Here is a 21,766-nt window from a genome sequence, read left to right as displayed (position 1 = left end):
GTTCATTTATGAAGGCGTACGGGTCATGAGTTCTGGTTTGGACCTCAGTCAGTTTTACGAGACCTTTTTCGACGAGGCGGATGAGCTGCTCGCGCAGATGGAGCAGCTGCTGCTGGAGCTCGACGTAGGGTCTCCCGACATTGAACAGCTCAATGCCATCTTCCGCGCAGCGCACTCGATCAAGGGCGGCGCGGCGACATTCGGCTGTTTTACGCAGCTGGCGGGCACCACCCACCTGCTTGAAAACCTTCTTGACGCAATCCGTCGCGGCGAAATGGCGCTGCGCACGGACATGATTGATATCTTCTTGGAAACGAAAGACGTGCTCAAAAGCCAACTGGATGCCTATCGGGCCTCCGAAGAGCCCGATGAAGCCGTGTTTGAGCGTATCTGCGCCGTATTGAGGCAGTTGGCGCTGGAGCATAAGGACCCCGCCGCGGCCGTGGCCGCGCCGGCGGCCCCCGCGCCCGTCGTGGCCCCTGCGCCCGCGCCTGTCGCCGCTGCGCCGGCCCCCGCGCCCGAACCCGTACAGACGCCGGCGGCTGACGCCGGCGACTTGCCGCTCAAGGTCAGGATCACCAAGGTGTCCGACAAGGACGCCGCGTCGCTGCTCGAAGAAATGGGCAACCTGGGCAACGTGCGCGCCAGCGAACGTGCCAACGGCGCCTTGACCGTGTGGATGGACAGCACGTGCACGCCGGACGATATCGAAGCGGTGTGCTGCTTCATCGTTGACGGCGACCAGTTGTCCATCACCCGCGAAGCCGCGCCCGCCGCCCAGGCCGCCGCGCCCGTGGCCGAACCCGTGGCAGCAGCCCCGGCACCGGCAGCCGCCCCGGCGCCCGTCGCCGCCGAGCCCGTGCCGTCGGTCGCCGACACCGCCGCCGCGGCCGAAGCCATCACGCAAGCCGCCGCCCGCGCCTCGCGTCCGGCTGCGCCCGCGCATGCCGACAAGGAATCCACGTCGATTCGGGTGGGCGTTGAAAAAGTCGACCAGGTCATCAACCTGGTGGGCGAGCTGGTCATCACGCAAGCCATGCTGGCGCAGACCGCGTCCACGCTGGACCCGGTGCTGCACGACCGCCTGCTTAACGGCATGGAACAGCTGGAACGCAATGCCCGCGACTTGCAGGAAGCGGTGATGTCGATCCGCATGATGCCGATGGACTACGTGTTCAGCCGCTTCCCGCGTCTGGTGCGCGATATCGCCGGCAAGATGGGCAAGCAGATCGAATTGCAGACCTACGGCCGCGCGACCGAGCTGGACAAGAGCCTGATCGAACGCATCATCGACCCGCTGACGCACTTGGTGCGCAACAGCCTGGACCACGGCATCGAAACGCCCGAAAAGCGTATCGCCGCCGGCAAGGACCCGGTTGGCCAGCTGGTGCTGTCCGCGCAACACAACGGCGGCAACATCGTCATCGAAGTCAGCGATGACGGCGGTGGCCTGAGCCGCGAAAAGATCCTGAAGAAGGCGATGGCGCAAGGTTTGGCCGTCAACGAAAATTCGCCTGACGATGAAATCTGGCAGCTGATCTTCGCGCCGGGTTTCTCCACGGCGGAAAAGGTCACGGACATCTCGGGTCGCGGCGTGGGCATGGACGTCGTGCGCCGCAACATCCAGGACATGGGCGGCCACGTGCAGCTGTCGTGCGAGCCGGGCAACGGCACCACCACGCGCATCGTGCTGCCGCTGACGCTGGCCATTCTGGACGGCATGTCGGTTCGGGTGGGCGAAGAGACCTTCATCCTGCCGCTGAACCACGTTACCGAATCGCTGCAACCGACCAACGACCAGATCTACTCGGTGGCGGGCAACGAACGCGTGATGCATGTGCGCGGCGAATACCTGCCGCTGGTCGAGATGCACCGCGTGTTCTCGGTTGCCCAGGCGCAGACCGATCCCACGCAGGCCATCGCGGTCATCATGCAAGCCGAAGACCGTCGATTTGCGCTGCTGGTGGATCACCTGATCGGCCAGCACCAGGTGGTGGTCAAGAACCTGGAATCCAACTACCGCAAGGTGCCTGGCATCTCGGCCGCCACCATCCTGGGTGATGGCAGCGTGGCCCTGATTGTCGACGTATTTGCGCTTGCGCGCGCCAACCGTGAGCGTTGGTCGCAGCCCGAAGCCATTCTGAATTGATGGAGCAATAAAAAATCATGGCAGCCAAACCGCAAGCGCAATCCGCGCGCAACGAAGATGTCGGCAGCGAATTCCTCGTCTTCACGCTGGGCGACGAAGAGTACGGCATCGACATCCTGAAGGTGCAGGAAATCCGCGGCTACGACGCCGACACGGTGACCCGTATCGCCAACGTTCCCACGTTCATCAAGGGCGTGACGAACCTGCGCGGCATCATCGTCCCGATCGTGGACCTGCGCATCAAGTTCAACCTGGGTCGCGTCGACTACAACGAGCAGACCGTCGTCATCATCCTCAACCTGGATCGCCGCGTCGTCGGCATCGTGGTTGACGGCGTGTCCGACGTGCTGATGTTGAACGCCGGCCAGATTCGTCCGGCGCCGGAATTCGGCGCCACCTTGTCCACCGAATACCTGACCGGTCTGGGCACGGTGGACGAACGCATGCTGATCCTGGTTGACATCGAAAAGATGATGACCAGCGATGAAATGGCGCTGGTGGAGAAGGTCGCTTCCTGATCGGAATCCGGCCGGAACGCGGGGTAGAGGCGCCATATTCAATCCGATGTGGCGCTTTCCTTTAACGATTGCAGTCAAAGGGTGGTTCTTGAGATGCGCAAGTTTTTCGCGAACATGACGATACGCAGCAGCCTGTTGTGGGTGCTGGCGTTCTTCTCATTCATGTTGGTGATTGGGGCGGCGCTGGGCGTGCTGTCCCTGCGCATCAGCAATGGCACCCTGGCCGAAATCAAGCAAGCGCAGGAACTGGACGACGCGGTGGGCCGCGTCGTGTACAGCTACAAGGACACGATGAGCGGCCTGGGCCGCGCCGCCACCGCCAACTATGCCGACATCGTGGGCAGCGTGGGCCAGGCCACCTTGCTGACGACGGGCCTGTCGGCGGAAGCCACCGGTTTGCTGGAACGCGCCAAGGCGTCCATGAACAAGGGCCAGGCCGAATACGAGTATTACAAGAGCCTGCCGCAACCAGCGGAAGCCGCCGAATCGCTGAAAGAAATCGAAGCGTCGTACGCCGCGCTGGTGCAGCAGGGCTTGACCCCGCTGGTCGCCGCGCTGGAAAAGGCCGACATGCCGGCCTACCAGAAGCAGGTGCAGACGGTGCAGGACGCGCTGGAAGGGCGCTTTGCCCGCGCCGTCGAAGGTTTTGATTTCTGGCGCGCCAGCAAGATGCTGGACGCGCACGAAGTGGCGCAGGTGCGTTACCAATTTGTGTTGATCGCCGTGGCCGCCGGTGGCGTGATCGCCGCGCTGCTGGTGTTCGCCACCTACGTGTTCCTGCGCCGCCGCGTGCTGCTGCCGCTGAAAGAGGCCGGTCATCACTTTGACCGCATCGCGGGCGGCGACCTGACCGCGCGCGTGGACGTGCGCAACACCAATGAAATCGGCCAGCTGTTTGCCGCCTTGAAGCGCATGCAGGAAAGCCTGACGCGCACGGTGTCGACCGTGCGTCGGGGCGTGGACGAAATCAACGTGGGCTCGCATGAAATCGCGGCCGGCAACACGGACCTGTCCAGCCGTACCGAACAGCAGGCGGCGTCCCTGGAAGAAACCGCCGCGTCGATGGAACAGCTGGCGTCCACCGTCAAGCAAAACGCCGACAACGCGCGCCAGGCCAATCAGCTTGCCGCCAGTGCGTCGGACGTGGCCGAGCGGGGCGGTTCGGCGGTGTCGGAAGTGGTCAACACCATGCACGACATCTCGGCCAGCTCGCGCAAGATTTCCGAAATCGTTTCCGTGATCGACGGCATCGCCTTCCAGACCAACATCCTGGCGCTGAACGCCGCGGTGGAAGCGGCGCGCGCGGGCGAGCAGGGCAAGGGCTTTGCGGTGGTGGCGGGCGAAGTGCGCTCGTTGGCGCAGCGCAGCGCGCAGGCCGCCAAGGAAATCAAGGGCCTGATCGAAGACTCGGTCAGCAAGGTGGGCGCGGGTTCGCAGCAGGTGGAACGCGCGGGCGCGACCATGCAGGAAATCGTCGCGTCGGTAAAGCGCGTGACGGACATCATGGGCGAGATCTCGGCGGCCTCGGAAGAACAATCCAGCGGCATCGACCAGGTCAACCGCGCCGTGTCGCAGATGGACGAAGTGACGCAGCAGAACGCGGCGCTGGTGGAAGAAGCGGCCGCCGCGGCGGGCTCGCTGCAAGAGCAGGCCCAACGCCTGGCGGAAGCCGTGGCCGTGTTCAAGATCAATGCGGGCGAAGTCATCGAAGTACCGGCGCATCGCCTGTCTTCGGCGCGCCCGTCCGATGAAGACTCTCGTTTGCAAGCGCCTGACGCGTTTGCGCTTGGGCACTGAGGAATCGCGTGGCAACTGCGGCAACCCAGGCGCCGTCCATCTCGGTGGACCGCCAATTCGATTTCCGTGACGCGGACTTTTCCCGCGTCCGCAAGATGATCCACGCGCGCGCGGGCATCTCGCTGGGCACGCACAAGCGTGAAATGGTCTACAGCCGCCTGGCCCGACGCTTGCGCGCGCTGGGCCGCCACGACTTCGGCAGCTATCTGGACCAGCTGGAAAACGAGCCCGACGCGCACGAGTGGGAAGAATTCGTCAATGCGCTGACGACCAACCTGACGGCGTTTTTCCGCGAGTCGCATCACTTTCCCATCCTGGCCGACTTCGCCCAAAAGCGCGGCGGCCCGGTGTCGGTGTGGTGCTGTGCGGCGTCCACGGGCGAAGAACCTTATTCGATTGCGATGACGCTGGTCGAGGCCCTGGGCCCGCGCGCGGCCTCGTCCACGGTGCTGGCCACCGACATCGACACCAACGTGCTGAACCGCGCGCGCGCCGCCGTGTATCCGGCCGAACGCGTGGCCAAGATGGAAGACGAGCGCCTGCGCCGCTTCTTCCTAAAGGGCCGTGGCGCCAACGCCGGCCAGGTCCGCGTGCGCCCCGAGATTGCCGACATGGTGCGGTACGAAACGTTGAACCTGTTGGCGCCCAGCTGGCCGATCAACGAAAAGTTCGACGTGATTTTCTGCCGCAACGTCATGATTTATTTCGACAAGCCGACACAGGCGAAGATCCTGGAGCGCTTTGCGCCGCTGCTCAAGCCGGGCGGCCTGCTGTTTGCGGGGCACTCCGAGAACTTCACCTACATCAGCCGTGATTTTCGTCTGCGCGGGCAGACCGTCTACGAATGTGCGAGTAAGGCCTGAACGGGTCGAGGCAGCAAACAATGAAAAAAATAAGCGTTTTGTGTGTAGACGACTCCGCGCTGGTGCGCGGGCTGATGACCGAAATCATCAACAGCCAGCCGGACATGGAAGTGGTTGCGACCGCGCCCGACCCGTTGGTGGCGCGCGACCTGATCAAGCGCCACAACCCCGACGTGCTGACGCTGGACGTGGAAATGCCCCGCATGGACGGGCTGGATTTCCTGGAAAAGCTGATGCGCCTGCGGCCGATGCCGGTGGTGATGGTGTCGTCGCTGACCGAGCGCGGCGGTGAAATCACGCTGCGCGCGCTGGAACTGGGCGCCATCGACTTCGTGACCAAGCCCAAGCTGGGCATTCGCGACGGCCTGCTGGAATACACCGAGATCATCGCCGACAAGATCCGTGCCGCCTCGCGCGCCAAGCTGCGCGCGCCCACGCCGCACGCCGCGCCGGCAGCGCCCGCGCCGATGTTGCGCCGGCCGCTGGCCAGCTCGGAAAAGCTGGTGATTGTGGGCGCCTCCACGGGCGGCACCGAGGCCATCCGCGAAGTGCTGCAACCCTTGCCGCCGGACAGCCCCGCCATTCTTATTACGCAGCACATGCCCGCCGGCTTCACGCGTTCGTTCGCGCAGCGGCTGGATGCGCTGTGCGCCGTCACGGTGCGCGAAGCCGTCCATGGCGACCGCGTGCTGCCGGGCCACGTGTATCTGGCGCCGGGCGGCGACACGCACATGCGCCTGGGCCGTAGCGGCGCCAACTATGTGATCGAACTGGAAGCCAGCGAACCGGTCAACCGCCACCGCCCGTCGGTGGACGTGTTGTTCAATTCCGCTGCCGTGGCCGCGGGCAAGAACGCCATCGGCGTCATCCTGACCGGCATGGGCAAGGACGGCGCGGCGGGCATGCTGGCCATGCACCGCGCGGGCGCGCACACCATCGCGCAAGACGAAGCCAGCTGCGTGGTGTTCGGCATGCCGCGCGAGGCCATTGCCATTGGCGCAGCCGACGAAGTGGTGACGCTGTCGGCGATTAGCGAACGCATTCTGACTCGCCTGGGCGACCGTGGGCACCGCGTGTGACGCGACTGCACCCCGATCGATCTCAAGCAAATTTCTTCTGGAGTGAAAGATGGTAGACAAGGGCATCAAGATTCTGGTGGTGGATGACTTCCCCACCATGCGACGAATCATCCGCAACCTGCTCAAAGAGCTGGGTTTCGAGAACGTCGACGAGGCCGAAGACGGCGCGATCGGTCTGGAAAAGCTGCGTAACGGCGGCTTCCAATTCGTCGTGTCCGACTGGAACATGCCCAACCTGGACGGCCTGGAAATGCTCAAGCAGATCCGCGCCGACGCATCGCTGGCTTCGTTGCCGGTGCTGATGGTGACGGCTGAAGCCAAAAAGGAAAACATCGTCGCGGCGGCCCAGGCCGGCGCCAACGGTTACGTGGTCAAGCCTTTCACCGCGGCAACGCTGGAAGAAAAGCTCACCAAGATCTTCGAGAAAATTGCGGGCTGAGGTGTGCAATGAGCACAACGGAACATGTAGAACCCGCTGGGGAAAATCCTGACCTGATTCATCGGATCGCCTCGTTGACGCGTATGTTGCGCGACAGCATGCGCGAGCTTGGGCTGGATCAGGCCATCAAAGACGCCGCCAACGCCATCCCCGATGCGCGCGATCGTTTGCGCTACGTGGCGCAGATGACCGAGCAGGCCGCCAACCGCGTGCTGAACGCCACCGAGCAGGCCGGCCCCATCCAGGACGGCATGTCGCGTTCGGCGCAGGCGCTGGATAGCCGCTGGCAGCAATGGTACGACCAGCCGCTGGAAATGCCCGAAGCGCGTGAACTGGTCAAGGACACCCGCGCCTTCCTGGCGGATGTGCCCAAGCAGACGCAGCAGACCCAGTCCAAGCTGATGGAAATCATCATGGCGCAGGATTTCCAGGACCTGACGGGCCAGGTCATCATGCGCATGATGGACGTGGTCGGCGCGATTGAGCGCGAGCTGTTGCAGGTGCTGCTGGACAACGTGCCGCAGGAACGCCGCGACGAGGCCAACAGCCTGTTGAACGGTCCGCAGATCAGTCCGCAGGGCAAGACCGATGTGGTGACCAGCCAGGACCAGGTCGACGACCTGCTGGCCAGCCTGGGGTTCTGATCGACCCATCGCGCCGCCCGGCCTGGCCGCCGGCGGCGCGTGCATAGAAGAATAAGCAGGGGGGCCTTGCAGTACGAGACAAGGCGCGCGCCGCGCGCCAGGCAACGGACGCCCACAGAAGGCGGTCCGGGCCAGCACAAGGAGGTCCATCATGGCCAGATCCGTATTCCGCCTCGGCGGCATGTGGGCACTGTTACGCCGCTTGAACCGGGGCGACGGCACGCTGTCGGAACGCACCTTTTCCTTAAGTCCCGCGGTATTTCCCCTGCATCGTTTCCTGTCGCGCATGCGCGGGCGCGTGGTCACCGTCAGGCAATCCAGCATTGAAATCGCGCTGAACGCGGCCCGCACGCAATACCAGGCGGGGCGCTGTTCGGTCTTGGCGCAAGAGCAGGCGCGGGCGGCGGGTGCGCTGGCGGACAGCGGCGCGCAGATTGCCGCGTTGTCCGCATCCACATCCGAACATGCACGCCAGATTGCCGACGTGTCCGGCAAGAACCTGCATGCGGCCGAAGCGGCGCTGTCCGAGCTGTCCGACGTCAAATCCCGGGTCGACCGCATGACGCGCGAGATGGCCGCATTTACCGAAGTAGTGGGTCAGCTGACCCTGCGCGCGCGTTCGGTCGCGGACATCAGCAAGCTCATCAAGGACATTGCCCTGCAAACGCAGCTGCTGGCCTTGAATGCGGGCGTGGAAGCGGCCAGGGCAGGGGACGCGGGGCGGGGCTTTGCGGTGGTGGCCAGCGAAGTGGGGCGGCTGGCCGAGCGCGTGAACGCCGCGACCAACGATATCGGCCGGCATACGGTTGAAATGCTGGACCTGGTCGACACCACCCAGCGCCAAACCGGCACGCTGCGCGAAGATGTGGACGCGTCCGGCGCGGTGCTGGACCGCACCTGCACCGACTTCGAACGCTTCGTGCGCGATTTCGGCAGCATGAACCTGCAAGTGAACGAAGTTGTGCAGGCCATCGGCGACGTCGACGCCACCAACCACGGCATGAGCCAGGAAGTGAGCCGCATCGCCGCCTTGAGCGCCGATGTGCTGGGCCGGGTGGGCAGCATGTCGGACGAGATCGACCGCATCCGCCGCCAGACCGAAAGCGTGCAGGAAGTGCTGGCGGACGTGCGCACCGGCCGTACCGCCTTTGACCAGTTGTGCGAGGCGGTCGAGAGTTTCCGCGATGCGGCGACGCGCTTGCTGGACGACGCCCGGCGCCGGGGCGTGGACGTGTTCGACCGCCATTACCAGCGCATCGCGGGCAGCGAGCCGCCGCGCTATCACACGCGTTACGACCGTGCCATCGACGACGCCCTGACGCAGTTGCTGGACGAGGTGCTGGACGCCGTGCCCGGCGGCATCTACACGCTGGTGGTGGATGCGCGCGGCTATGCGCCGGCCCACAACGGGCGCTTTTCGCATCCGCCCACGGGCGACCCGCAGCAGGACATCGCGCGGTCGCGGCACAAGCGCATCTTTGACGATCCGGTGGGCGCGCGGCTGGCGGCCAATACCGGCGCGATGCTGTTCCAGACCTATTCCCGGGATACGGGCGAGATCGTTAACGACATTTCCGTCCCGCTTTATTTGGGGTCGGAACACTGGGGCGCCGTCCGTATCGGGCTGGACTACGTGCGCTTCCAGGCAGCGCTGGACGGGGGCCGCGCGCCCGCCATCGGGCGCAACGGCGAATAGCGCCGCTTTCTTCCCGCTTCTTGGCTTATCGCCCAACCCCGGGCGATCCTAGAATCTCGGCGGGCGGCTCGTAATCCGAAAATCCGCGAGCCGCAACGACACCGCAGAGCATGGCTGAAGAAAGCGACCTCGAGAAATCAGAAGCAGCCTCTCCCAGGCGCCTGGAAAAGGCGCGCGAGGAGGGGCAGATTGCGCGTTCCCGCGAACTGGGAACGTTCATGATGCTGGCCGCCGGTGTCGGGGTGATCTGGGCGCTGGGCGGTTCGCTGTACCAGGGCATGAGCGGCGTGCTGCACAACGGCCTGGCCTTCGACCAGCGCATCGTGACGGACCCGGGCGTGATGGTGGAGCAGGCCGTGATCGGCTTCGGCCACGCCCTGACCGCCTTGCTGCCCGTATTCGGCGTGCTGGCAGTGGTGGCCGTGCTGTCCAGCGTGTTGCTGGGCGGCATCGTGATTTCCGGCAAGCCGCTGCAAGCCAATTTTTCGAAGCTGAGCCTGTTCGCCGGCCTGAAGCGGATGTTCTCGTCGCAGACGGTGGTGGAACTGATCAAGGCGCTGGCCAAGGCGTTGCTGGTGGGCGGCGTGGCCGTCTGGGTCATCTGGCGCTACCACGACGACATGCTGGGCCTGATGCACGTGGCCCCGTCGGCCGCGCTGATCAAGGCGCTGTCGCTGGTGGCGATCTGCTGCGCGTTGATCGTGTCCTCGCTGCTGGTGATTGTGCTGCTGGATGTGCCATGGCAGATCTGGAGCCATTTGAAAAAGCTGCGCATGTCCAAAGAGGATGTGCGCCAGGAACACAAGGAAAGCGAAGGCGATCCGCACGTGAAGGCGCGTATCCGGCAGCAGCAGCGCCAGGCGGCGCGGCGCCGGATGATGTCGGAAGTGCCCAAGGCGGATGTGGTCGTGACCAACCCGACGCACTACGCCGTGGCGCTCAAGTACGACGAGGACAAAAGCGGCGCCCCGCGCGTGATCGCCAAGGGCACCGGCCTGATCGCGGCCAAGATCCGCGAACTGGCTGCTGAAAACCGCATTCCCACATTGGAAGCGCCGCCGTTGGCGCGCGCATTGCATCAACACGTCGACCTGGGTAAGGAAATCCCGGCCGAGCTATATACCGCGGTGGCGGAAGTGCTGGCGTGGGTCTTCCAGCTGCGCTCGTGGCGGTCGGGATGGGGCGTCCAACCGACGGCTCCGACCCGCCTGGCCGTGCCCGCCGAGCTGGACCCGCAAGCAAAAACCGCAGCACAAGGAGTCTAAGGTATGAGCGCTTTGCTCACCATGTTGAAGAGTAGCGGGGCCGGCCATGCGCGGCTTCTGGCAGGCCCGATCCTGATCGTGATGGTGCTGGGCATGATGGTGCTGCCCCTGCCCACGTTCCTGCTCGACCTGCTGTTCACCTTCAACATTGCGCTGTCGGTAATGATTCTGCTGGTGGCCATGTTCACGCGCAAGCCGCTGGACTTTGCCGCCTTTCCGGCCGTGCTGCTGTTTGCAACGTTGCTGCGCCTGTCGCTGAACGTGGCGTCCACCCGCGTCGTGCTGCTGCACGGCCACACCGGCCCCGACGCGGCGGGCAAGGTGATCGAGGCGTTTGGCCACTTCCTGGTGGGCGGCAACTTTGCGGTCGGGATCATCGTGTTCGTGATCCTGACCATCATCAACTTCATCGTTATCACCAAGGGTGCGGGCCGGATTGCCGAAGTGGGCGCGCGCTTTACCCTGGACGCGATGCCCGGCAAGCAGATGGCCATCGACGCCGACCTGAACGCGGGCCTGATCGGCGAAGACGAAGCGCGCAAGCGCCGCGCCGAAGTGTCCCAGGAATCCGACTTCTTCGGCTCGATGGACGGCGCCAGCAAGTTCGTGCGCGGTGACGCGATTGCGGGCCTGCTGATCATGGTGATCAACGTGATCGGCGGCCTGATCGTGGGCGTGGCCCAGCACGATATGTCGATGGCCGAGTCGGGCCGCGTCTACACGCTGTTGACCATCGGTGACGGCCTGGTCGCGCAGATTCCGGCGCTGGTGATTTCGACGGCGGCCGGTGTGGTGGTGTCGCGCGTGTCGACCGACCAGGACGTTGGCCAACAGATCATGAGCCAGCTGTTCTCGAACCCGGCCGTGCTGTTCCTGACGGCCGGCATCATCGGCATCATGGGCCTGATCCCCAACATGCCGCACGTGGCGTTTCTGACGCTGGCTGGCGCGCTGGGCTACGGTGGCTGGGCCTTGCACAAGCGGCGCCTGGCGGCCGCGCAAGCCGCCGAAGTGGTGCCGCCGGCCGCGATCACACAGGCGCAGGCGGCAGCCGCCGAAGCCAGTTGGGACGACGTTTCCATGGTGGACCAACTGGGGCTGGAAGTGGGCTATCGCCTGATCCCGCTGGTGGACCACGCGCAGAACGGCGAGCTGCTGCATCGCATCCGCAGCCTGCGCAAGAAGTTTGCGCAGGACGTGGGCTTCTTGCCGCCTGTCGTGCACATTCGCGACAACCTGGAGCTGAAGCCCAACGATTACCGCATCCTGCTGTCCGGTGTGGAAGTGGGCCATGGCGTGGCGATGCCGGGCCAGTGGCTGGCCATCGACCCGGGCGGCGTCACCATCCAGATCAAGGGCACGCCCACCACCGATCCGGCGTTCGGCTTGCCGGCGCTGTGGATCGACGGGGGCTTGCGCGATCAGGCGCAGGTGGCCGGTTACACGGTGGTGGACGCGGGCACGGTGGTGGCCACGCACTTGAATCACCTGATGCACCGCCACGGTTCGAACCTGCTGGGCCGTCAGGAAGTGCAGCAGTTGCTGGACCGCATCGGCCGCGACGCGCCCAAGCTGGTGGAAGACCTGGTGCCCAAGACGCTGTCGCTGACGGCGTTGCAGAAGGTGCTGCAAGGCTTGCTGTCGGAAGAAGTGCCGATCCGCGACATGCGCACCATTATCGATACGCTGTCCGAGCACGGCCCGCGCCTGGCGGCGCAGGCGGCGGCCACGGGCGGTCAACCCGACATCAACGAACTGATCATGCTGACGCGCCGCTCGCTCGGCCGCGCGATTACGCAGCAGTGGTTCCCGGGCGAAGGCGAGTTGCGGGTCATTGGGCTGGACGTGAAGCTGGAACGCGTGCTGTCGCAGGCAATGACGACCAGCGGTGGCCTGGAGCCCGGCCTGGCCGACACGCTGCTGCGCGAAACGCAGGCGGCGGTCGAGCGCCAGGAAGCGCAGGGCAATGCGCCGGTGCTGCTGGTGTCGCCAGTCTTGCGCGCGCCGTTGTCGCGCTTCCTGCGCCACCATTTGCCGCAGCTGGGCGTGTTGTCGAATACGGAAATACCGGATGAGCGCATGGTCCGCGTGACCGCGCTGATCGGCGGGAGTAATGGGTAATGAAGATAAGCCGCTTTGTAGGCGCCAATAGCCGTGACGTGATGCGCCAGGTGCGCCTGGCCCTGGGGCCGGACGCGCTGATCGTATCGAACCGCAGCGTGGACGGCGGGGTGGAAGTGCTGGCCACGTTGGACGGCGCGTTCGAGGATTCTGCGTCGGACACGCCGCAACGCGATATGTCGTCGCACGCTGGGGCGTCCGGAGCGGCGGCTGCCGCGCCTTCGGATTCGCGTCCGCAGGGGCCGGCGGTCTCACCCTACGGCGCGCAGCCCACTGCACCTTACGGCGCGCAGCCCGCCGCACCTTATGGCGCGCAGTCCCCCGCAGCTTATGGCGCGCAGCCCGCTGCAGCTTATGGCGCGCAGCCCCCCGCAGCTTATGGCGCCGCGCCCGAGCGGCAAGAAGCGCGCCCCTACACGGCGGCGCCGCCCGCCATGCCGCAACCCGGCTACACGACCCCGTCGCGTTCGATTGCCGCGTATCAATCGGCATTTGCATCGTCGGCCCAGCCGGAAGAAGAAGGCTCGCCCGCTGAGGCAAGTGCGGCAGCGATGCCGTTGGCGGCGTCGTATCCCACGCCGCTGCAACCCGCGACTGCGCAATCGTCGGCCGCGCAACCTGTTGCTTCGCAACCGGTTTCCACGCCGGTCACCCCGCTGGTAGGCGCCGCGACCCGCGTCGAGCTGCCGGCCTTGGCGCCCGCCCGTCCAGGCGCGCCGACGCACGCCACGCCGATGGCTGCCGCGTCGCCGCTCGCTGCGACTTCCGCCGCGATACCCGCCGCGATACCCGCCGCGTATTCGCCCGCATCGTCGGCCCTCGCGCATGCCGCATCGTCGGCCAATGCACCCGCCGCTTATGCGCCCGTCTCATCCCCGGCCGCCGCACCCGCCGCGTATGCGCCCGCTGCCTCCCCGGCCGCCGCACCCGCCGCTTATGCGTCCGCTGCATCCCCGGCCGCTGCACCCGCCGCGTATGCGCCCGTCTCATCCCCGGCCGCCGCACCCGCCGCATCTTCGACCACCGCGCGCGCCGCGGTCACCGCAGCCGCTGCGTCCGCACCCGCGCCGTCCATGGCGCGCATGCCGGATGCGCCGTTGCGTCAGGCACCGCCGTCGTTGCCTCCGGACACCACGGCCGGCTTGCAGGACGCCATCAGCGCCTTGCGCGGCGCGCTGGAAACGCGGATGGACGGACTGCTTTGGGGTGGTCGCCCCGGCGCGACTCGTGAAGCCGCCGCCGCCGCGCTGTTCCGCAGCCTGCTGGATGCCGGGTTCAGCACAAAGCTGGTGCGCACGCTGGTGGACCGCCTGCCGCAAGGGCTGTCGTCCGACGCCGCGCAGGCGTGGGCGCGCAATGAACTGGTTACCCACCTGCCCGTGGTGGCCTCGGAAGACGAATTCCTGGCCGGCGGCGTGTACGCGCTGGTCGGCCCGACGGGCGTCGGCAAGACCACCACGCTGGCCAAGCTGGCCGCCCGTTGCGTAGCCCGCGAAGGCCGCGATCAGGTCGCGATGTTGACGACCGACCTGTTCCGGATCGGCGCATTGGAACAATTGCAGATCTACGGCCGCCTGATGGGCGTGCCCGCGCATTCCGTGCGCGACGCCGGCGAACTGCGCCGCATTCTTGCCGAACTGGGCAACCGCAAGATCGTGCTGATCGACACCACCGGCATCAGCCAGCGCGACCGCCTGGTGGCCGAGCAGGCCGCGATGTTGACCAGCGCCGGCAAGCCCGTGCGCCGCCTGCTGGTGCTGAACGCCGCCAGCCAGGGCGACACGCTGGACGAAGTGGCGCACGCCTATCGCAACGGCGTGGGCGAAGACGTGGCCGGCTGCATCATCACCAAGCTGGACGAAGCCACCCGCCTGGGCGCGGCGCTGGACACGGCCATCCGCCACCGCCTGCCCATCCACTACATGTCGGTGGGGCAGAAGGTGCCGGAACATATGGAACTGGCGCGCGCCGACGTGCTGATCGACCGGGCCTTTGCCATGGTCGAGCGCGCGCGCGCCCTGTACACGCCCAGCGAGGCGGACCTGGCGTCGCTGGTGCCGGCCGCGCGCGAGGCCGATGCCGTTGATCCTGCCCGCCGCCGCCAATTGCTGGCCTCGGCCATCCTGCGCCCGCAAGGCGGGTCGGCGTCGATCGCCGCCGCGCAACATCTGGACGACACGATTGCCATGCTGGACAGCGACCCGGCCTGCGTACAAGCCCGGGCGTCGTGGCGCGAGTATGTCGGCGACGGCGCGGGCGCCAGTCTGGCGGCCTTGGGTGGCGACCCGCTGGCCATGGTGCGACGTGAATTTTCGGCCACCTGCAACCGCCATCTGCTGGCCATGCATGGCAAGACCAGCATGAAAGGCGAAGGTTTGCCGGGTGGTGTGTTGATGGGGTCGCTGCTGATGAGCGACCGTGGCGTGGCCCTGGCCGCGCCCGCGCAGCAGCTGGCGTTGGCCCACGGCATGTTGACCTCGTTCGCGCCCGGCGCGGCGGGTCTGGCGGATGCCGGCCCGGCGCTGCAAGCGCGCGTGCGCTGGCTGGGCGAACAGCTGCCGCGCCTGCCGATGGTGCATCTGCTGGAGGCCGGCACGTCGGCCTTGTGGCAGTCGTTAAGCGAGCAGGGCGCCTCGTGGGTGGCGCGCTTCCCGGGCGGCATGCGCGTGGTGCAGGACGAATGCCCGACCAATCTGAATGCCGTCGGCAAAAGCGTGGGCTATCTGCCCGTGGGCCAGCCTGGCGACATGCCCGGTTTGACGCGCGAGCAGGGCGGCCAGACCGTGCCGCTGGCGCTGTGGGCCTCGGGCACCGAAATCAGCCTGCCGGGCCGCTCCGAAACCGCGCCGATCCGCCTGGTCTGCGCGCGACTGATCGATACGGTCAGTGGCGAAATTGCCGCACAGCTGTTCGGGCTGACCAACTTGCCCGCGTCCCAGGCCGACGCCGCCACCGTCGCACGCTGGCTGGTATTGCAGGACGAAGCCAAGGCCGGCTTCCGCTACATGGCCAACGCCTGGCAGGCGCTGCCCGCCGTCGACGGCGCCCACACGCTGGCGCGCCAGTCATTGATGGCCGGCCAACTGGGCGCGGCCTGCTGGCAGATGGCGCATTCGCCGTCCGCCGCCGTCGTGCGCGGCCCGCTGTCCGGCATCATGGGCTCGGAACGCAAGCTGTCTGGCCGCCTGCTGCCCGTGGCGATCCTGAAAATGTTCGCCATGCTGGAGATGGCCGCGGGCGGCTGAAGTCCAGGGCCGAAGCCAAGGCAAAGCCCCAGCGCCCCAAAGCCCCAGAGCCCCAGAGCCAGGCTCAAGCCCAGCCGAAGCCCCGGCACTCCTGTCCAGCAAAAAGCGCGCGGTATCCCGTCAGGGATCCCGCGCGCTTTTCACGAGAATTCGCGTATTTTGGCGCGCATGCCGCGCCAGGGACTATACGCCGGATCAGCCGGCGACGATCGGTTTGCGATTAGGCGCGCCGCGCGCACCTCGGCCGTACGCGTCATAGGTCGCATTCTTGCTGCCTGCGCCGTTCACGTCGCGCAGCGCGTCCAGCGACTGCTGCGTGTAGCGCAGATGCACATCGATCAACGCCCCATTGCGCAGGTTGATCTCGTTGGCCGATGCCGACTTGGTCAACAGCGCCTGCCAGATCCCCGACAACTGCGGATGCAGCACGGCAGCCTGCTCGGTGCCGGCGTGGCCGATGGGCAGGCCGATTTCGGCCAACAGGCCGTCGCGCGTGCCGCTCAGGTCAACCAGCTGCTGTGCCACGCGCGACTTGCGTTCGGTAATGGCTTGCAGCGCGCCGACGTTGCCCGGGCCGACCAGAACCTCGGTCTCTTCTTCCAGAATGGCTGAAAACTCGGTAATCAGCGCGTCTTCCTGACGCATGCAGGCCTGGAGGGAGTCGACGGGGTTCATGGTCATGCTTCGAAGGAGGACAGGGCGGTGGACGGGATTACTTCAGCAGATCGCGCGCACTGGCGATCAGGCTGTCGGCAATGCGGCCGGTATCGATCTTCAACTGGCCCGAGGCAATGGCGGCACGGATGGCAGCCACGCGCTCGACGTTGATGTCGTTCGAACCGTCTTGCAGGGCCAGCATCTTGCGCGACGCCGAACTCAACGCCACTTGCGAGCTGCTGGAGCCCGAGGGGGTGCTTGCGCCATAGGCTTGCGCAACCGCGGAATCCGGGCGCTGGCTCACGGCGTCGGCCGAAAGGGGCCGGTTGGTGGTCGAATTGATTTTCAAGGTTTTCTCCGCAGGGCGTCCTGGGTCGGTTTGCGACGGATACGCCTACTATTGTCTCTGTAACGACAGGGCCGGAAGGAACTTTAGGGCAGCTTGCCCAATGGTGTCGCGCGATTTGTAACAGACCCTACAGTTGTATTTCCACCAGACCCGCGTTACGCACCACACCGCTGACCACCTGGCCGCTGGCGGTGCGCACCTGCACCGTGGCGCCCGGCGCTGCATTGTCCAGTGCCTGCCCTTCGCTACTGACCACGAATCCGTTGCCGCGCGCGTTGATCCGAACGTTGGCGCCCCGCATGACCGACTGCGCGTTGCGCAGCGACGAGCCACGCACCGGCTGGCCGGCGTTGATGCGGTAAGCGGCCGACATGCCCACGACCGTTTGCGGGTCCGTGATGGCACCCGGCGGCAGCGACACCAGGTCGCCGTCCCGGGGGGAAAGGTCGTCCGGCGTCAGCGCCTGGCCCGCCGCGATCATGCGCGAAGCGACGTAATAGTACCCGGGCACGCTGACAGTGGCCTGCACATACGTCGTCCAGGGCTTGGGCGCGTTGCATCGCACACCCACCGTCATGCGCGAGCGCAGCTTCATGCCCGACGGCATAAACGGGGACATGGCGTCGCAGGGCGCCAGGCGGTCCACCCTGGGCGGGTCGATCGCCACCGAGGGCTGCCCGGGCAGGCCGGCCAATTGTTCAAGCAGATAGCCTTGCGCCGCGTTGACGATGGCCTCGGGCGGCTGGCTGGCGGCGTCTTGCGCCAGCGCGGCTTCGTTGCCTGCCAATGCCAGGACAAGAAGGCCGCTTGCGCGCGCGAGGAGAAGTCGTGCGGAGATTTTCATGATGACTGAATTGTAAGAGTCCGAGCCGCTTGGCAATACGTGAATTGGATGAGAAATGGCGGGTTATTTGGCTGATTGTGTTTCACCGTCGGCCCCTATGATTCCGTCATCCAATGGGATAACGGTGCGTCCGAAGTCCCGTGCTCTATCCGTATTGCAACGCACGAAGGCGCCACGATGCTAGACAGGCTTAACGAAGATTTCCGGTTCTACCAGCAGGCTTTGGGACTGCGCGCGCAGCGCCAGGAAGTGTTGTCGTCCAACATCGCCAACGCCGACACGCCGAACTACAAGGCCCGCGATTTCGACTTCAAGACGGCGATGCAGAACGCGATGGAAGATTCCAAGCGCCTGGCCGATACGTCGTTGACGCTGACCTCCGCGCGCCACATTCCGGCCAAGGCCGTGTCGCAGGGCCCGACGGACCTGCTGTTCCGTTTGCCTTACCAGCCCAGCATGGACGGCAACACGGTGGACATGGACATCGAACGCGTGCAGTTCGCCGACAACACCTTGCACTACCAGAGCACGATGCAAATGATCTCCGGCCGCATCCGGACCATGCAGACCGCCATTCAGGATTGATCCATAAAGGGAGCAACAGGCAATGTCCTTGTTGAGCATTTTCGATATCGCCGGTTCGGCGCTCAGCGCGCAGTCGCAGCGCATGAACGTCACGGCCAGCAACCTGGCCAACGCCGACAGCGTGGTGGGCCCGGACGGCCAGCCGTATCGCGCGCGCCAGGTTGTATTCCAGGTCAACCCGGCCGCCGGCCAGGCCATGGGGCAGGAGATTGGCGGCGTGCGCGTTGCCGGCGTCATCCAGGACCCGTCGCCGCTCAAGCAGATCTATGACCCCAAGCATCCGCTGGCCGACGCCCAGGGCTACGTCAGCATGCCCAACGTCGATCCCGTGGCCGAAACGGTCAACATGATCGCGGCGTCGCGCTCGTACCAGGCGAACGTCGAAGTGCTGAACACCGCCAAGTCCTTGATGCAAAAGACGTTGACCATCGGTCAATCCTAATTTCCGCTCAGAGTGAATCCATGACCACCGTCGATCAAAACACCAGCACCACCGGCTTGGGCCTGGCCCAGGCGGGCGCCGGCAGCTCCATTACGTCGCAGGGCCTGCAAGACCAGTTCCTGAAGCTGCTGATGACGCAGCTGCAGAACCAGGATCCGCTGAACCCGATGCAAAACGCCGAGCTGACCTCGCAGATGGCGCAGATCGCAACGGTGGAAGGCATCACCAACCTGAAGAGCACCATCCTGGCCATCAGCGGCCAGATCGATGTGTCCCAGTCGATGAACGCCGTGTCGATGATCGGCAAGGGCGTGTTGATCCCGGGTTCCAAGGTCAAGGTCGGCGTGGACGGCGACAACGCCGCCGAGCGCGTCGTCACCCCCTACGGCCTGGATCTGCAAAGCGATGCGCAGAAGGTCCAGGTTCGTATCGCCGACGCGAACGGCGCCGTGGTGCGCACCATTGAAATGGGCGAACAGAAGACTGGCGTCTACACCCTGAACTGGGATGGCAAGAACGACGGCGGCGTGGCATTGGAGCCGGGCGCTTACACCGTGTCCGTGCTGGCAACCGACGGCGACGGCAAGAAGGTGAACGCGGAAGTCCTGAGCTACGGCCAGGTCAAGAGCGTGGCTTACTCGACGAACGGACTGCGTCTGGACCTGGGCCTGGAAGGCCAGACCAGCATGTTGGACGTGCGCAAGGTTATCGGCGCCTGAACCGGGCGGATTTGAATCGATGCCGGCGCACGGGCGACGGCTCCACATCATTAATTAGCGAGAGAAAACATGGGCTTCGGACAAGGACTAAGCGGCTTGAACGCCGCTGCGCAGAACCTGGACGTGATCGGCAACAACATCGCCAACTCCGGCACCGTCGGCTTCAAGTCGGCCACGGCCTCGTTTGCTGACGTGTACGCCAGCTCGCGCGTGGGCCTGGGCGTCAAGGTCGCCGCCATCAACCAACGCTTCACCGTCGGTACGGTGCAGGGCGGTGGTGGCGAATACGACATCGCCATCGACGGCGCCAAGGGCATGTTCCGCCTGACGGACACCAGCGGCGCGGTGATGTATTCGCGCAATGGCGAATTCCTGGTCGACAAGAACAACTTCATCGTCAACGCGCAGGGCTACCGCCTGACGGGCTACCCCGCCGGCGCCATTGGCGCCAACCCGGTCGAACTGCAACTGCCTACGGCCAACGTGGCGCCGCGCGCCACCGCCACCGGCACGACCGTGGCCAACCTGGACGCCAACGCCAAGGTGGTTTACCCGGTTGATACCGTCACGGCCCCGGCCGTCGACGGCAGCGTGTCCCTGGGCGGCACGGCATATACGTTCACCCGCGATCCGCTGGGTGCACTGGTCTGGTCGGGCGCCACGCCGCCGGCCAACACCTACGGCACCGCGCCGAACACGGTCACCATCGATGCCACGGGCGCCATCACGGCCGGCGACATCAGCCAGATCCCCGGCTACGTCAACTACACCGCCGCCGTCACCGAAATCGGCCGTCCGTTCGACCCCACGGTGTCCAACAGCTACACCAACGCGTCGCCCATGACGGTGTTCGATTCGCTGGGTAACTCGCACCAGGTGATGCAGTACTTCGTCAAGCGCCCGGCGGATGCCGCCGGCAACAGCGTGTACGACGTCTACTACACGATGGACGGCCAGGCCATGGCGCCCACGACCGAAGCGGGCGGCGTCTGGGGCACCCCCCAGCAGTTCACGTTCAACAAGGCCGGCGCGCTGACCAGCGCCCCGGTCGTGACCTTGAGCTTTGCCCAGCCCGGCGGCACCACCACGCCCGCCGACCCCATCAGCATCGCCATGAACTACACCGGCACCACGCAGTACGGCAGCAACTACAAGCTGGTTGCCAAGCCCGACGGCTACACCTCCGGTGAATTCAGCGGCATCAACATCGGCGGCGACGGCAGCCTGGTGGCCAGCTACACCAACGGTGAAACGCAAGTGGTCGGCAACATCGTGCTGGCCGACTTCGCCAACTTGCAAGGCCTGCAACCGGTGGGCAACAACGCGTGGACGGAAACGTCCGCCTCGGGCCAGCCGATCCTGGGTCAGCCGGGCACCAACGGCATGTCCAAGGTGGTGGGTCAGGCGACGGAAGCGTCCAACGTCGACATGAGCAAGGAACTGGTCAACATGATCATTGCCCAGCGCACCTACCAGGCCAACTCGCAAACCATCAAGACCCAGGACGAAATCATGCAAGTCCTGATGAACCTGAAGTAAAGCTGGCTCGCGACGACACCGACGGAATAGGCAATGGACAGAATCATCTACACCGCCATGAATGGCGCGGCACGTATCACTGAGCAGCAGGCCGCGATTTCGAACAACATGGCCAACGTGAACACGACGGGCTTTCGCGAGCAGATCGCGCTGTACCGCTCGGTTCCCGTGACGGACGGAGTGAGCCTGCCCACGCGTGTTTCGACGGTGGCCTCGACCCCGGGCAACAGCTTTGAAATGGGCAACATGCAGACCACGGGCCGCGACTTGGACGTGGCACTGGCCAGTGAGAACGGCTGGATCGCCGTGCAGACGCCGCAAGGCGAAGCCTATACGCGCGGCGGCAGCCTGCAAGTGGGCATCAATGGCCTGTTGCAGACCTCGCTGGGCCAACCGGTGCTGTCCGACCAGGGCGGCCCCATCGATGTGCCCGACCAGGCCTCGCTGACGATCACGTCCGACGGCACCATCACGGCCATCGGCGCCGGCGACGGCCCGAACAATATTCTGAACCTCGGTCGCCTGAAGCTGGCCAACCCGAACAACGCGCAACTGGTGCATGGCGACGACGGCGTGTTCCGCCTGGCGCCGGTCAATGGCCAGCCCGCGCCGCCCGCGCCGGCGGACCCCAGCCTGCGCCTGTTGTCCGGCGTGCTGGAAGGCAGCAACACCAATCCGATGAAAGCGATGGTGGGCATGATTGAAAACGCCCGCCGCTTCGAGCAGCAGATGCAGGTGATCCAGCAGTCGGACCGTAACGCCGAACGCGCCAACGGCATCTTGTCCGTCAGCTGACTCGGCCGCTGATTCAACCC

19 protein-coding genes are annotated in these 21,766 nt (G+C 65.6%); 16 read left to right on the top strand and 3 right to left on the bottom strand.

The features are described 5' to 3' along the window. Positions 1-25: 25 nt before the first annotated feature. The 11 genes from cheA (at position 26) to flhF (ending at position 15,816) form a co-directional block, all read left to right on the top strand. Positions 26-2,149 (top strand): chemotaxis protein CheA, encoded by a 2,124-nt coding sequence (gene cheA, locus AC0Z35_RS11315; RefSeq protein ID WP_485131979.1) that lies wholly within the window; start codon positions 26-28, stop codon positions 2,147-2,149. 17 nt (positions 2,150-2,166) lie between these two features. Beyond that, positions 2,167-2,667, top strand: a complete 501-nt coding sequence (cheW, locus tag AC0Z35_RS11310) for a chemotaxis protein CheW (RefSeq protein WP_006219029.1) — start codon at positions 2,167-2,169, stop codon at positions 2,665-2,667. A gap of 93 nt (positions 2,668-2,760) precedes the next feature. Then, entirely contained in the window at positions 2,761-4,464 is a 1,704-nt protein-coding gene (locus tag AC0Z35_RS11305; protein ID WP_485131978.1) for a methyl-accepting chemotaxis protein, read from the top strand. Positions 4,465-4,472: 8 nt separating this feature from the next. After that, the gene (locus tag AC0Z35_RS11300) at positions 4,473-5,327 is read left to right on the top strand and encodes a CheR family methyltransferase (RefSeq protein WP_046806440.1); all 855 of its coding nucleotides are present in this window, start codon (positions 4,473-4,475) and stop codon (positions 5,325-5,327) included. Positions 5,328-5,347: 20 nt separating this feature from the next. Further along, positions 5,348-6,406: a protein-glutamate methylesterase/protein-glutamine glutaminase gene (locus AC0Z35_RS11295; protein ID WP_046806441.1), complete on the top strand. Its 1,059-nt coding sequence runs from the start codon at positions 5,348-5,350 to the stop codon at positions 6,404-6,406. A gap of 49 nt (positions 6,407-6,455) precedes the next feature. Continuing rightward, positions 6,456-6,845 carry a chemotaxis response regulator CheY gene (gene cheY, locus AC0Z35_RS11290; protein ID WP_006219033.1) on the top strand — a complete coding sequence of 130 codons (390 nt, stop codon included), beginning with the start codon at positions 6,456-6,458 and terminating at the stop codon, positions 6,843-6,845. Positions 6,846-6,853: 8 nt separating this feature from the next. Next, positions 6,854-7,489, top strand: a complete 636-nt coding sequence (gene cheZ / locus AC0Z35_RS11285) for a protein phosphatase CheZ (RefSeq protein WP_006219034.1) — start codon at positions 6,854-6,856, stop codon at positions 7,487-7,489. Between the two features lie 151 nt (positions 7,490-7,640). After that, positions 7,641-9,185 carry a methyl-accepting chemotaxis protein gene (locus tag AC0Z35_RS11280; RefSeq protein ID WP_370512769.1) on the top strand — a complete coding sequence of 515 codons (1,545 nt, stop codon included), beginning with the start codon at positions 7,641-7,643 and terminating at the stop codon, positions 9,183-9,185. Between the two features lie 110 nt (positions 9,186-9,295). After that, positions 9,296-10,450: a flagellar biosynthesis protein FlhB gene (gene flhB, locus AC0Z35_RS11275; protein WP_046806442.1), complete on the top strand. Its 1,155-nt coding sequence runs from the start codon at positions 9,296-9,298 to the stop codon at positions 10,448-10,450. A gap of 3 nt (positions 10,451-10,453) precedes the next feature. After that, on the top strand, positions 10,454-12,571 hold the full coding sequence (flhA, locus tag AC0Z35_RS11270; protein ID WP_120154990.1) for a flagellar biosynthesis protein FlhA: 2,118 nt from the start codon (positions 10,454-10,456) through the stop codon (positions 12,569-12,571). Further along, positions 12,571-15,816 carry a flagellar biosynthesis GTPase FlhF gene (flhF, locus tag AC0Z35_RS11265; RefSeq protein WP_485131977.1) on the top strand — a complete coding sequence of 1,082 codons (3,246 nt, stop codon included), beginning with the start codon at positions 12,571-12,573 and terminating at the stop codon, positions 15,814-15,816. The genes flhA and flhF overlap by 1 nt, the downstream gene beginning before the upstream one ends. A 195-nt stretch (positions 15,817-16,011) precedes the next feature. On the opposite strand, the gene AC0Z35_RS11260 is transcribed toward flhF, so the two are convergent. From AC0Z35_RS11260 to flgA, 3 genes are all read right to left on the bottom strand, one after another. Beyond that, positions 16,012-16,491 (bottom strand): flagella synthesis protein FlgN, encoded by a 480-nt coding sequence (locus tag AC0Z35_RS11260; protein ID WP_046807750.1) that lies wholly within the window; start codon positions 16,489-16,491, stop codon positions 16,012-16,014. 37 nt (positions 16,492-16,528) lie between these two features. Then, positions 16,529-16,822: a flagellar biosynthesis anti-sigma factor FlgM gene (gene flgM / locus AC0Z35_RS11255; RefSeq protein WP_046807748.1), complete on the bottom strand. Its 294-nt coding sequence runs from the start codon at positions 16,820-16,822 to the stop codon at positions 16,529-16,531. Positions 16,823-16,949: 127 nt separating this feature from the next. Next, positions 16,950-17,666 (bottom strand): flagellar basal body P-ring formation chaperone FlgA, encoded by a 717-nt coding sequence (gene flgA, locus AC0Z35_RS11250; protein ID WP_485131976.1) that lies wholly within the window; start codon positions 17,664-17,666, stop codon positions 16,950-16,952. A 177-nt stretch (positions 17,667-17,843) separates the two neighbouring features. Between flgA and flgB the strand changes: the two genes are divergently transcribed. The 5 genes from flgB (at position 17,844) to AC0Z35_RS11225 (ending at position 21,746) form a co-directional block, all read left to right on the top strand. Beyond that, entirely contained in the window at positions 17,844-18,251 is a 408-nt protein-coding gene (gene flgB, locus AC0Z35_RS11245) for a flagellar basal body rod protein FlgB (protein WP_006219042.1), read from the top strand. 22 nt (positions 18,252-18,273) lie between these two features. After that, positions 18,274-18,693 (top strand): flagellar basal body rod protein FlgC, encoded by a 420-nt coding sequence (gene flgC / locus AC0Z35_RS11240; RefSeq protein WP_046807746.1) that lies wholly within the window; start codon positions 18,274-18,276, stop codon positions 18,691-18,693. Between the two features lie 20 nt (positions 18,694-18,713). Beyond that, entirely contained in the window at positions 18,714-19,412 is a 699-nt protein-coding gene (locus AC0Z35_RS11235) for a flagellar hook capping FlgD N-terminal domain-containing protein (protein WP_046807745.1), read from the top strand. A 69-nt stretch (positions 19,413-19,481) separates the two neighbouring features. Further along, the gene (locus tag AC0Z35_RS11230; RefSeq protein ID WP_485131975.1) at positions 19,482-20,951 is read left to right on the top strand and encodes a flagellar hook-basal body complex protein; all 1,470 of its coding nucleotides are present in this window, start codon (positions 19,482-19,484) and stop codon (positions 20,949-20,951) included. A 33-nt stretch (positions 20,952-20,984) separates the two neighbouring features. Continuing rightward, the gene (locus AC0Z35_RS11225) at positions 20,985-21,746 is read left to right on the top strand and encodes a flagellar basal body rod protein FlgF (RefSeq protein ID WP_046807743.1); all 762 of its coding nucleotides are present in this window, start codon (positions 20,985-20,987) and stop codon (positions 21,744-21,746) included. Positions 21,747-21,766 lie beyond the last annotated feature (20 nt).

Source organism: Achromobacter sp. 1L-A-4-B-C2 (genome assembly GCF_057291955.1).
The sequence above is the reverse complement of the archived record's forward strand: the minus strand, read 5'-3'. Positions and strand labels throughout refer to the sequence as shown.

Coding starts and splice junctions, on each gene's coding strand:
- cheW (WP_006219029.1), top strand. CDS start 2,167: ATGGCAGCCAAACCGCAAGCGCAATCCGCGCGCAACGAAGATGTCGGC.
- flhA (WP_120154990.1), top strand. CDS start 10,454: ATGAGCGCTTTGCTCACCATGTTGAAGAGTAGCGGGGCCGGCCATGCG.
- flhB (WP_046806442.1), top strand. CDS start 9,296: ATGGCTGAAGAAAGCGACCTCGAGAAATCAGAAGCAGCCTCTCCCAGG.
- flgA (WP_485131976.1), bottom strand. CDS start 17,666: ATGAAAATCTCCGCACGACTTCTCCTCGCGCGCGCAAGCGGCCTTCTT.
- flgB (WP_006219042.1), top strand. CDS start 17,844: ATGCTAGACAGGCTTAACGAAGATTTCCGGTTCTACCAGCAGGCTTTG.
- AC0Z35_RS11305 (WP_485131978.1), top strand. CDS start 2,761: ATGCGCAAGTTTTTCGCGAACATGACGATACGCAGCAGCCTGTTGTGG.
- flhF (WP_485131977.1), top strand. CDS start 12,571: ATGAAGATAAGCCGCTTTGTAGGCGCCAATAGCCGTGACGTGATGCGC.
- AC0Z35_RS11225 (WP_046807743.1), top strand. CDS start 20,985: ATGGACAGAATCATCTACACCGCCATGAATGGCGCGGCACGTATCACT.
- cheY (WP_006219033.1), top strand. CDS start 6,456: ATGGTAGACAAGGGCATCAAGATTCTGGTGGTGGATGACTTCCCCACC.
- AC0Z35_RS11230 (WP_485131975.1), top strand. CDS start 19,482: ATGGGCTTCGGACAAGGACTAAGCGGCTTGAACGCCGCTGCGCAGAAC.
- cheZ (WP_006219034.1), top strand. CDS start 6,854: ATGAGCACAACGGAACATGTAGAACCCGCTGGGGAAAATCCTGACCTG.
- AC0Z35_RS11295 (WP_046806441.1), top strand. CDS start 5,348: ATGAAAAAAATAAGCGTTTTGTGTGTAGACGACTCCGCGCTGGTGCGC.
- AC0Z35_RS11260 (WP_046807750.1), bottom strand. CDS start 16,491: ATGAACCCCGTCGACTCCCTCCAGGCCTGCATGCGTCAGGAAGACGCG.
- flgC (WP_046807746.1), top strand. CDS start 18,274: ATGTCCTTGTTGAGCATTTTCGATATCGCCGGTTCGGCGCTCAGCGCG.
- AC0Z35_RS11280 (WP_370512769.1), top strand. CDS start 7,641: ATGGCCAGATCCGTATTCCGCCTCGGCGGCATGTGGGCACTGTTACGC.
- cheA (WP_485131979.1), top strand. CDS start 26: ATGAGTTCTGGTTTGGACCTCAGTCAGTTTTACGAGACCTTTTTCGAC.
- AC0Z35_RS11235 (WP_046807745.1), top strand. CDS start 18,714: ATGACCACCGTCGATCAAAACACCAGCACCACCGGCTTGGGCCTGGCC.